Raw genomic sequence first — 11,683 nt, 5'->3', positions numbered from 1 at the left:
TGCAGGTCAGGTGGTAGATCGCGGGAACCGCAAATACTGTCGGATCAACTTTCCGGCCGGGCAGAAGCGTGACCGGAAGGACCAGCGGGGGATAGGTCAGCGTGGCCATCCTCGCCTCGGCTGTGAGATTATTGTCAACATCAAGAACATCGTTGGATTTCAGATCAGCAAGGCGTTGTGGCAGACGTCTGAGAAGTTTCTGGCGGTACTTGCCGGCGCGCAGTGCCGCGTCAAGACCCTCATTGGAGTCCATACCCGATTGAGGGATATCCAGCTTTTCCAGATCGGGCATTGAGACAACGGTGCCCGGCTCAAAGAAGTTGTTTGAGTTCAGGCTCACATAGGTATTCGAGTGAATGCAGAAGCCGTCAAGGTATGAGTTACCGCTCTGGATATCGACAACATCCTCCGCAACGAAGCCTTCGCGGAAGCAGGCCGGGAAGTAGCTGGCATAGATTGCGCTTGTCCCGACGTTCATTGTGTCCATCCCGATCATACTCAGCAGAATGGTACGCGATGCGTTCTGACGCTCAGGCGTCATTTCAGCAAAGACCCGCGCGGCGGAGCGCGAGCTGGCGTCCACTGAAAACTGACGCGTGTCTGCATCCCAGACGCCGAATTCTACGTCCGACGACAGGATGCCGTTTCCAAAGGCCATATCGGGAAGCATGCCATTGATGGTTGAAAGCGCCGCCTGGACGGAATCATCCACACTTTCAAGCTCGCGCGTGTATAGAGCTGCGTGTGCAGCCGAGTCTGCGGCGATCTGAAGACGTGAGCGTTCGGACACTGCTTTGTTGTAATCAACCGCGAGTCCGCCCATCACAATAAAGATCAGACAAAAGAATATTGCCAGCGGTGTAACAGCACCACTTTCCTCGGTGGCAAATTTTACGACTTTCTTTTCATGGCTGAGAGTTTTCATATCAGTACTCAATTATGTGTTGCGCGCGCGCCCCGACGTTGATGCCGTTGAAAGCGCTCGTCATGAAATTAAAGGGCATGAGTTCCGTTGCTGGCGTGGTCAGAACCGTTGTCACAAGGGTGGAGGTGATCGTCGTCTCGACAGTGAAAGGGGCGTCGAGATATGCCAGCTGTTCCTGTATGAACGTCTCCGCATCATCCTCGTTTTCAATCAGGTTCAGCGATACCGCCCTGTTCGCATCCTGAACCACCCGCATAATCTGCGACTCGGTGTAGAAAACCATCGTAATGTTCATGATTATCGCAAGCAGAATGAAGAATATCGGAAACCAGATAACAGCTTCCACGGTGAAAGTTCCGTCCTCTGATCGCCTGAACCGACGAAGCTTCGCGGTAGCGGGTTTGCCGTCGTGCTTATCTTTCATGTTTGTGACGCCTTGTTCCACGACGCACCTCTGCGTCTTTGATAGACCAACCTACCCCGCGATTGCGGCATTAGATGGGGCGGATTGTGAAAATTGTCCTCGTTTTTCGAAGGTTGTTCCGGAACGAAGGAAAGCTGTCCTTTGTCCTGCCATGCAGGGTGATGATTCACAAATTAAGGCTTTATTTCAGCGTGCTGGCGGAGCGGCTGGTCATTTTTCCTCCGCACCTGACAGGTCGGGGTTGAGCATATAACGGCAGATTTATGGCACAAAAGGGACAGTTTTCAGCGCGGGTTGTCCGGGGCGGACAACCGCAGATTGCGCATCACGAAGCCCGGTGCACGGGGGCGCTTGCAGCACCTTCCGGCAGGGTGCGCGGCGAAAGGTCCCACATCCGGGCAGATTGAAAAAACGACGCTTCCGGGTCGGTTTCTGTCATTGCAGTCCGCGCAGCGATTGATACCGTCGCCGGCAGAGACAGTGACGCCGCGGGCGGTGTCAGGGGAGATCAGGATGCGGTTTTCGGGGTTGCGCGTGTTGCGCGAAGGGCTGACAGGCAACAAAGGCTGGGCACCGCACTGGCGGGATCCTGAGCCTAAATCCGAATATGACGTGGTGATCATCGGTGGCGGCGGGCACGGGCTTTCCACCGCCTATTACCTGGCGAAAAACCACGGGATCACGAATGTCGCCGTTCTTGAAAAGGGCTATATCGGCGGCGGCAACGTGGGGCGGAACACCACGATCGTGCGTGCGAACTACTTCCTGCCAGGCAACTCAGAATTTTACAGCCATTCACTGAAACTCTGGGAAGGCATGGAGGAAGACCTGAATTACAACGTGATGCATTCGCAGCGCGGGCTGATCAATCTTTTCCACTCCGACGGGCAGCGTGATGCCTTTGTGCGGCGCGGCAATTCAATGATCGCCCAGGGGGATGACGCGGTGTTGCTCGACCGGGAGGGCGTGCGCAAACATCTGCCTTATCTGGATTTCGACAATGTGCGTTTCCCGATCTACGGCGGATTGCTGCATCCGCGCGGCGGCTCTGCGCGACATGACGCGGTGGCCTGGGGTTACGGGCGGGGCGCGGACCAGCGCGGCGTTGATCTGTTACAAAATTGCGAAGTTACGGGCATCGATATCGAAAACGGCAAAGTGCGGGGGGTGCAGACCTCTCGCGGACCGATCCGTGCGAAAAAGGTGGCGATTGTGGTCGCCGGGCGGTCAGGGCAGGTGGCCGCGATGGCCGGTATGCGTCTGCCCATCGAGAGCCACGTGCTGCAGGCCTTTGTCACCGAGGGGCTTAAACCGGTCATCGATCACGTGGTGAGCTTCGGCATGGGGCACTTTTACATCAGCCAGTCTGACAAGGGCGGGCTGGTCTTTGGCGGCGACATTGATTTCTACGCGTCCTATGCGCAACGCGGCAATCTGCCGATGAAAGAGCATGTGATGGAGGCCGGCATGACGCTGATGCCGATGATCGGCAAGGCAAAGGTACTGCGTTCCTGGGGCGGGATCATGGATATGACACCCGACGGCTCCCCGATCATCGACAAAACCGATACCGAAGGGCTCTTTATCGACTGTGGCTGGTGCTACGGGGGCTTTAAGGCGGTGCCGGGCTCAGGCTGGGCGCTGGCGCATCTGATGGCGACGGGCGAGCCACATGAAACAGCGCGCGGCTTCAGGCTCGACCGGTACCGGACCGGCCGGGGCATCATCGACGAAGAGGGCACCGGCTCTCAGCACAACCTGCACTGAGGAGACAGTCATGACCAAAGGCAGGCTGAATATAGTTGTTCATTCGGAGGGCAGGATATGCGACTGACCTGTCCGGTCTGCGGCGAACGCGATCGCCGCGAATTTTATTACCAGGGGGCGGCCGTGGCCATGAGACGTCCTGCACCTGATGCGGGTGCAGAAGCCTGGGACAATTACGTGCATCTGCGAGAAAACCCTGCGGGTGAGACGCGCGACATGTGGCAGCACGACGGCGGCTGCGGTGCCTGGCTTGTCGTGACGCGCAACACAGTCACTCATGAGATCAGCGACGTGGAACTCGCCAGCGATCTTGCCGGAGAACGCGCATGAGGATCGAGGGGAAAGGGCTCATTGACCGCAGGCGCACCGTCCGGTTTCAGTTCGACGAGATCGGGCACACGGCTTTCGAGGGCGACACGGTCGCCTCGGCGTTGCTGGCTGCCGGGCGCAAACTCGTGGCGCGTTCGTTTAAATATCACCGCCCGCGCGGCGTGCTGACCGCCGGGAGCGAGGAGCCCAATGCGCTGATCACGACCGGGCGGGGGGCGGCGTCAGAACCCAACGTGCGGGCTACTGTACAGGAAGTCTTTGACGGTCTGGAGACGCGCAGTCAGAACGCATGGCCGTCGCTGAAACTTGACGTAATGCAACTGAATGATCTGGTTCATCCCTTCCTTGGCGCGGGTTTCTATTACAAAACGTTCATGTGGCCGCATGGCTTCTGGGAAAAGCTTTACGAGCCGGTAATCCGGCGTGCGGCAGGTCTGGGTGGCCTGAGCGGCGCACACAATGAAGATAAATACGAGCGCGCATGGGCGTTCTGCGACCTGCTGATCATCGGTGCGGGGCCTGCGGGGCTTATGGCGGCTCTCGTTGCGGGACGCGCCGGCGCAGATATCATTCTGGCGGATGAAGACAGTCTGCCGGGCGGGCGGCTCAATGCCGAAACCCTGGCAGTCGACGGCATGGCGGGCAGCGACTGGGCCGCCGGTGTTGTGGCTGAACTGCATGGCATGTCGAACGTGCGGATCATGACACGAACGACAGTGACCGGCGCCTATGACCAGGGCACCTACGGTGCGCTTGAACGGGTCAGTTCTCATCTTGCGACCCCGGCAGAGGGCGCGCCGCGCGAAACTTTCTGGCGCATCGTAGCGAAACGGTCGGTGCTGGCCGCCGGCGCGCTCGAGCGCCCGGTGGCTTTCCCGAACAATGACCGGCCCGGCATCATGACGGCCTCTGCCGTGCGGGCGTATCTCAACCGCTGGGGCGTTGCGGCCGGCAAGAAGGTTGCGATCTTTGGCAACAACGATGATGCGCACCGCACCGCGCGTGACCTTGCAGAAGCCGGCGTGGAAATCGCCGCCGTCATCGACAGCCGGCCCGACGTCGCACTGCCGTCAGCCTCGTGGCCCGTGTACAAAGGCAGCCATGTGGTCGATACCGCTGGCCGGCTTGCGCTGCGTTCGGTGACTGTCAAAGGACCGGCGGGCGAAAAGGTTATCGCGGCGGACTGTCTTGCGATGTCGGGTGGCTGGAACCCGACCGTGCATATGACCTGTCACATGAACGGGCGTCCGGTCTGGCGAGAGGACATCGCAGCCTTCGTGCCGCAGGAGGGTGCCGTTCCCGGCATGCTCACGGCCGGTGCCTGCAATGGAGATTTCAGCACGGCGGCTTGTCTGTCGGCCGGGGCCGATGCGGCGAAACGGTTGCTCGGAGATCTGGGCATGAGCGTGCCGCGCCTCAGAGCGCCCGATGCGGATGACAGCGCGTATTCAATTACGCCGCTCTGGACGGTTCCGGGCAAGGATCGCGCCTGGCTGGATTTCCAGAATGATGTGACCGTCAAGGATGTGAAGCAGGCCGCGCGCGAGAATTTCCGCTCGGTTGAGCATATGAAGCGCTACACCACACAAGGCATGGCGCCGGATCAGGGCAAGAACTCCAATGTCGCAGCACTGGCTGTCCTGGCAGATGCCACCGGGCGCGCCATTCCCGAGACCGGAACAACCACGTTCCGCCCCCCTTATGTACCTGTTTCCATTGCGGCAATGGGAGCCGGTGCACAGGGCGCGGGCTTTGCGCCGCAGCGTTTTACCACCTCGCACACCGCCAGCGTTGAGATGGGCGCACCGATGATCGAGGCCGGTCTGTGGTACCGCCCGGGCTATTTTCCGCGCGGCGGTGAGACGACGTGGCGGCAGTCCTGCGACCGGGAGGTGGGGTTCGTGCGCGAGGCGGTGGGCGTCTGTGATGTCTCGACGCTCGGTAAGATCGACCTGCAGGGGCCGGGGGCTGCGGAGTTCCTCGATTTCGTCTATACCAACACGTTTTCGACACTGAAAGAAGGCCGTGTGCGCTACGGGCTGATGCTGCGCGAGGATGGCCATGTGATGGACGACGGCACCACCGCACGCCTCGGACCGGAGCATTTCGTGATGACGACCACCACGGCAGCGGCGGGCAACGTTATGCGCCACCTTGAGTTTGTGCATCAGGTGCTGCGCCCCGATCTCGATGTGCGGTTCACGTCGGTCACTGAGCAGTGGGCGCAGTTTGCCGTGGCGGGGCCGCGCTCGCGCGAGTTGCTTAACGGTGTGCTGAAATCACCGGTCGACAATGACACCTGGCCGTTCATAGCCTGCGGGACGGTGACGGTTTGCGGCGTCGCGGGGCGGCTCTTCCGGATCTCTTTCTCGGGCGAGCATGCCTATGAGGTCGCCGTGCCGTCGCGTTATGGCGAGAGCCTGTTCAGGGAACTCGTCAGCCGCGCGGAGAGCCTGGAGGGTGGTGCCTACGGCATGGAAGCGCTTAACGTGCTGCGCATCGAAAAGGGCCATATCACCCACGCTGAAATACACGGGCGCACCACCGCTTTTGATATAGGATTTGCGCGGATGGTGAGTGCGAAAAAGGACTGCATAGGCAAGACGATGGCGGCGCGCGAGGGGCTTACCGATCCTGGACGTCAGCAACTGGTCGGGCTAAGGCCGGTCGCCCCGGGCGGGCAGATGACCGCCGGCGCGCATCTTTTCGAGACGGCCAAGGAGGCCACCCGTGTCAACGATCAGGGCTATGTCACTTCGGTGGCGTTCTCACCGACGCTGGGTCATATGATCGGTCTGGGCTTCATTGCACGCGGACCGGAGCGCATGGGCGAAACTGTGCGTCTGGTGGATGCTGTGCGCGGCGTTGAGACTGACGTGGAGATCTGTGCGCCGGTCTTTGTGGATCCTGAAGGAGGGCGCGTACGTGGCTGATCTCGTTGCAAAGTCCGCCTGTGCCGGGCTCCTGCCTGTGACCGTCGGCACGTTGACTCTGGAAGAGACAGACATCGGGGTTCTGACCTCGGTGGCGCCCTATAACGGGCGCGGTGACGATCTTTCAACGGCGTTGCAAAAGGCGCACGGGGTGAAGCTGCCCGCACCAAACAGGACCACCGGCCAGGACGCTGTGCGGGCCATCTGGTTCGGGCGCGACGTTGCGCTGCTGGCGGGGCCGGCGCCGGATCGGGCCCTGGCGACGCACGCGGCCCTGACCGATCAGTCGGATGCCTGGGCTGTTGTCACGCTGAGCGGTGACGGGTCGGATGACGCCCTCGCAAGGCTTGTTCCGCTCGATCTGCGCGCCGCACAGTTTAAGACCGGTCACACGGCCCGCACTCAGATCATGCACATGAATGCATCTGTCACCCGCACAGGGCCGGACTGTTTTCTGATCCTCGTGTTCCGCGCCATGGCGCAGACCCTCGTGCACGAGCTGAAAACAGCTATGGAAGGTGTCGCGGCACGTCGTTAAACTGGTCCGGACTCTAGTAGCGGAGACTTTATGATGTTGCGTTTTTCCCTCGTTGCCGTGCTGGCTCTGACTGCAGTACCAGCCGTTGCACAAACCGAAAAAGAAGTGAGCTGCGGTCATCAGGCGGACCTGACGGCAGCGGTCGTTCAAGCAAGGCTTGACGGTGTCGCGGAGCGTGATGTTCCTGAAGAGCTGGCCAAAATCGCCACATGGCCGGAGAATTACACGGCCGTAATGGTTCCGGTCATAGCACCCTACATCTATGAGCAGAAACGCCGGGACCTGCGTAAAAGCGACCTGCGCAGCACGACATACGCGCAATGCATGTCGCTTAACTGACCCTCAGACCAGACGCAGAAGGACGCGACCCGGCAGACTGGTCTGCCGGTCGTCCGCTCGCGGTTTCGTGCGGGCAAACTCTGGACTCTGACCGGGCGCTTGCAGATAAACGGGGTATGAGCCTGCCCCCCGGATTCCTTGACGAACTGCGCACAAGGTCGAGCCTCTCACAGGTTGTCGGCCGCAAGGTCATGTGGGACGCGCGCAAGTCCAATCAGGGCAAAGGCGATATGTGGGCGCCGTGCCCTTTTCATCAGGAAAAATCAGCCTCCTTTCACGTCGATGACCGGAAGGGGTTTTACTATTGCTTTGGCTGCCACGCAAAAGGTGACGCGATCTCATTCGTGCGCGAAACCGAGAACGTGGGCTTTATGGAAGCCGTCGAGATCCTCGCGCGTGAGGCGGGTATGCCGATGCCCGAGCGAGATCCGCAGGCGCAACATAAGGCCGACCGCCGCACACAGCTTGCAGAGGTGATGGAACAGGCAGTCCGGTATTACCGACTGCAACTCAATACAGGTGCAGCTACGGAGGCGCGCTCCTATCTGGAGCGTCGCGGGCTCCGCGCAGATGCGCTCGACCGCTGGGAGATCGGCTTTGCGCCGGATCAGTGGCAGGGTCTCTGGGATCATCTGAAAGAAAAGAATGTCGAAGATGATCTGATCCTCGGGGCAGGGCTGGCCAAACCCTCGTCCAAAGGCGGGAAGCCCTATGACACCTTTCGCGGGCGGATTATTTTCCCGATCCGGGACGCGCGGGGCAGGGCCATTGCTTTTGGCGGCCGGGCGATGGACCCGAACGACAACGCCAAATACCTCAATTCGCCGGAAACCGATCTTTTCGACAAGGGGCGTAGTCTCTTTAACCACGGTCCGGCGCGGACGGCTGCGGGCAAGGGCCAGCAACTGATTGTTGCCGAGGGATACATGGATGTGATCGCGCTTGCCTCGGCAGGGTTTGAAGCCGCGGTGGCGCCACTCGGGACGGCCGTTACCGAGAGCCAGTTACAGATGCTCTGGCGAATCTCGCCCGAGCCGGTGATTGCTCTCGACGGTGATCAGGCAGGTCTGCGCGCTGCTATGCGACTGATTGATCTGGCTTTACCACTGCTCGAGGCAGGACAGTCGCTGCGTTTTGCACTGATGCCTGACGGTCAGGATCCGGACGATCTGTTGCGCGCGCAGGGAGCGCCGGCGCTGCAGAAAATCCTCGATGCGGCGATGCCGATGGTCCGCCTGCTCTGGCAGCGTGAAACGGAAGGCCGGGTTTTCGACAGCCCGGAGCGCAAAGCCGCGCTTGATAAGGCGTTGCGCGAAAAGATCATGCTGATCAGAGATCCGTCCATCCGCAGCCATTACGGTCAGGAAATCAAGGATCTGCGCTGGCAGCTTTTCCGGCTGAAAAGGTCTGAGCAAAAGCCGCGCACCGGCGGGCATGGCCGCTGGAACGCGCCCGAAAAAGGGGCGATTTCCTCTTCGCGCGCGTCTTTTCTGGTGTCGGCCCAGGGCCCGCGGGCCACTGAACGGCTGCGCGAAGCGGTGATACTGGCTACGCTGGCGACCTGCCCGGAGGTGATTGAGGATTTCGAAGGCGGGATCGAGCAGATGCGCTGTGGCGATCCGGATCATGCGGCCCTGCGCGAGGTGCTGTTGTCGGGCCTCGGTCTTAATGCCGCACGGATGCGTGATAAAATAGAAGGGGCCCTTGGCCCTGATGCACTTGAAAATCTGCTGTCGCAGCGCCACGTATCGGTCGTGCCCTGTATCCGGTCCCCCGGCGACGTTGAAAAAGCGCGGATGACCGTGGCCGAGGAACTGGCAAAGTTGCAAAGCGCCCGCGGGCTGGATGTGGAAATCAGCGAGGCTGCCGAAGACATGAGCGGCGAAGCGGACGAAGGACTGACCTGGAGACTATCGGAGGCGGCCCGGGCTGCGGAACGCGCGCAGCGCAGTGTGCAGGAAGACAGAGCGGAATACGAAACCGGCGAAAACGGCGTGCGAATCAGTCGGGAAGAACGGAGTACTTTCAACGCCCTGTTGCAGGCAATACGGCAACACAAACCGCATGATTAACCATATCTGAACCCGTAAAGGTCAGAAAACTGAGTGTATCGGGTGGAAGAATCACCCAAAACACGAGATGATTCTCTAGTGATTCGGATAAGCGAATCGATTCGGATGCAGGAGCTTTGAATGGCCGCCAAAGATACCAGTGAAGACGCAAAACCCGATGACCAGGATGCAGGCCACTCGCTCGATATGAGCCAGGCCGCCGTCAAAAAGATGATCGGCGAGGCCCGTGAAAAAGGCTACATTACATACGACCAGCTCAACAAAGTGCTCCCGCCTGACCAGGTGAGTTCGGAGCAGATTGAGGATGTGATGTCGATGCTCTCTGAAATGGGCATCAATATTATCGAGGATGAGGAAGCCGAGGACGAGGAAGCCAAAGGCTCCACCGAACTGACAACCACCGACGGCGCGCGCGAAGTTGCTGTCTCCAGCGGCGCATCCGAGAAGCTGGACCGTACCGATGACCCGGTGCGGATGTATCTGCGTGAGATGGGTTCGGTTGAACTGCTCAGCCGCGAGGGCGAAATCGCGATCGCCAAACGGATCGAAGCCGGCCGCAACACGATGATCGCCGGGCTTTGCGAAAGCCCTCTGACCTTTCAGGCGATCACGATCTGGCGCGATGAACTCCTGTCTGAGGATATTCTGCTGCGCGATGTCATCGATCTGGAGGCCACGTTTGGCAATCAGATGGACGAAGACGGCGCCGTTGACGAGCCTGTGGTTTCGGCCGACGGGACTTCTCCGAAAAAGGAAGCGGACAGCCCCGAACTGGATGCTGACGGCAATCCGATTGTCACCGATGACGATGATGATGAGGATGATCAGGCCAACATGAGCCTTGCGGCCATGGAAGCGGCGCTGAAACCTCAGGTGCTTGAGGCGCTCGACATCATCGCGGATGACTACGTCAAACTGAGCGAAATGCAGGACAGCCGGATTTCGGCGACCCTGAACGAAGACGGCAGTTTCGGCGAAGGCGACGAGCAGCTTTATCAGAAGCTGCGTGCGGAAATTGTGTTGCTGGTCAATGATCTGCACCTTCATAACAATCGTATTGAGGCGCTGATCGACCAGCTTTACGGAATTAACCGCCGCATCATGCAGATTGATTCCGCGATGGTGAAACTCGCAGACCAGGCGCGGATCAACCGGCGTGAGTTTGTTGACGAGTACCGCGGATACGAGCTCGACCCGAACTGGCTTGAGCGTATGGCGGAAAAGTCCGGCCGGGGCTGGCAGATGTTCATTGAACGCTCCACCGAAAAAGTCGAAGAACTGCGCGCCGATATGGCGCAGGTCGGTCAGTACGTCGGTCTGGATATTTCAGAATTCCGCCGCATAGTGCAGCAGGTGCAGAAGGGCGAGAAAGAAGCCCGTCAGGCCAAGAAAGAGATGGTGGAAGCCAACCTGCGTCTGGTGATCTCGATTGCCAAGAAGTACACCAACCGCGGTCTGCAGTTCCTCGATCTTATTCAGGAAGGTAACATCGGCCTGATGAAGGCGGTGGATAAATTCGAATACCGGCGCGGTTATAAGTTCTCGACCTACGCGACCTGGTGGATCCGTCAGGCAATCACCCGCTCAATCGCGGATCAGGCGCGCACGATCCGTATTCCGGTGCATATGATCGAGACGATCAACAAGCTGGTGCGGACGGGGCGGCAGATGCTGCACGAAATCGGTCGCGAACCGACACCCGAAGAACTGGCCGAAAAGCTGCAGATGCCGCTGGAGAAGGTCCGTAAGGTAATGAAAATTGCCAAGGAACCGATTTCTCTGGAGACGCCCATCGGCGACGAGGAAGACAGCCAGCTGGGTGATTTCATTGAGGACAAGAATGCGGTGCTGCCCCTCGACAGCGCGATTCAGGAAAACCTCAAAGAGACAACGACGCGGGTTCTGGCGTCGCTTACACCACGGGAAGAACGGGTCCTGCGCATGCGGTTTGGTATCGGTATGAATACCGACCACACGCTTGAGGAAGTGGGTCAGCAGTTCAGTGTGACGCGTGAACGGATCCGCCAGATCGAAGCGAAAGCGCTGCGCAAGCTCAAGCATCCTTCGCGGTCGCGCAAACTGCGGTCATTCCTGGACCAGTAAGCGCGGAATTGCAGAGCAGGGCAGCAACACGACCGGTCTTTTTTGGCCAGTGCTGTCCTGCAGGCATATGTGATTTCCCCAAAACCGGTCCGTATCGTATATTTCTCCGGATAAAGCGGTTTCAACGGAGACAAAAGATGCGGGTAATTGTTCTGACAGCGGCAGCGCTTGCCTTTGCGGTTCCGGTTGCGGCGAAGACATACCGGGCGATCAACTGGCTGCCGGTCATACCGCTTACAAATGACACCTTTG

At 59.5% G+C, this 11,683-nt stretch carries 9 protein-coding genes; 7 read left to right on the top strand and 2 right to left on the bottom strand.

Features of this window, described 5'->3' with window-relative positions; genetic code table 11:
* Together Q0M35_RS13530 and Q0M35_RS13525 are read right to left on the bottom strand one after the other, a co-directional pair.
* Positions 1-925, bottom strand: a 925-nt coding sequence (locus tag Q0M35_RS13530; RefSeq protein WP_295316180.1) for a Tad domain-containing protein, incomplete at its 3' end; no start/stop codon positions are given.
* Between the two features lies 1 nt (position 926).
* On the bottom strand, positions 927-1,349 hold the full coding sequence (locus tag Q0M35_RS13525; RefSeq protein ID WP_295316178.1) for a TadE/TadG family type IV pilus assembly protein: 423 nt from the start codon (positions 1,347-1,349) through the stop codon (positions 927-929).
* Positions 1,350-1,862: 513 nt separating this feature from the next.
* On the opposite strand from Q0M35_RS13525, the gene Q0M35_RS13520 reads away from it, so the two are divergent.
* The 7 genes from Q0M35_RS13520 (at position 1,863) to rpoD (ending at position 11,431) form a co-directional block, all read left to right on the top strand.
* A complete protein-coding gene (locus Q0M35_RS13520; protein WP_295316176.1) occupies positions 1,863-3,116 on the top strand; it encodes a sarcosine oxidase subunit beta family protein in 1,254 nt (417 codons plus the stop codon).
* 57 nt (positions 3,117-3,173) lie between these two features.
* Positions 3,174-3,446, top strand: coding sequence for a sarcosine oxidase subunit delta (locus tag Q0M35_RS13515; RefSeq protein ID WP_295316174.1), 273 nt, complete (start codon positions 3,174-3,176; stop codon positions 3,444-3,446).
* Positions 3,443-6,379, top strand: coding sequence for a sarcosine oxidase subunit alpha family protein (locus Q0M35_RS13510; RefSeq protein WP_295316171.1), 2,937 nt, complete (start codon positions 3,443-3,445; stop codon positions 6,377-6,379). Before Q0M35_RS13515 ends, Q0M35_RS13510 begins: the two co-directional genes overlap by 4 nt.
* Positions 6,372-6,917, top strand: a complete 546-nt coding sequence (locus tag Q0M35_RS13505; protein ID WP_295316169.1) for a sarcosine oxidase subunit gamma — start codon at positions 6,372-6,374, stop codon at positions 6,915-6,917. The genes Q0M35_RS13510 and Q0M35_RS13505 overlap by 8 nt, the downstream gene beginning before the upstream one ends.
* A gap of 30 nt (positions 6,918-6,947) precedes the next feature.
* A complete protein-coding gene (locus tag Q0M35_RS13500) occupies positions 6,948-7,256 on the top strand; it encodes a hypothetical protein (RefSeq protein WP_295316167.1) in 309 nt (102 codons plus the stop codon).
* 116 nt (positions 7,257-7,372) lie between these two features.
* Positions 7,373-9,328 (top strand): DNA primase, encoded by a 1,956-nt coding sequence (gene dnaG / locus Q0M35_RS13495; RefSeq protein ID WP_295316165.1) that lies wholly within the window; start codon positions 7,373-7,375, stop codon positions 9,326-9,328.
* A 120-nt stretch (positions 9,329-9,448) separates the two neighbouring features.
* Positions 9,449-11,431: an RNA polymerase sigma factor RpoD gene (rpoD, locus tag Q0M35_RS13490; RefSeq protein WP_295316163.1), complete on the top strand. Its 1,983-nt coding sequence runs from the start codon at positions 9,449-9,451 to the stop codon at positions 11,429-11,431.
* Positions 11,432-11,683: the final 252 nt, after the last annotated feature.

The sequence above is a fragment of the Roseobacter sp. genome (genome assembly GCF_024639605.1).
Taxonomy (GTDB): domain Bacteria; phylum Pseudomonadota; class Alphaproteobacteria; order Rhodobacterales; family Rhodobacteraceae; genus Roseobacter.
Note: the sequence above shows the minus strand (reverse complement) of the source record. Positions and strands in the feature narration are given on the sequence as shown.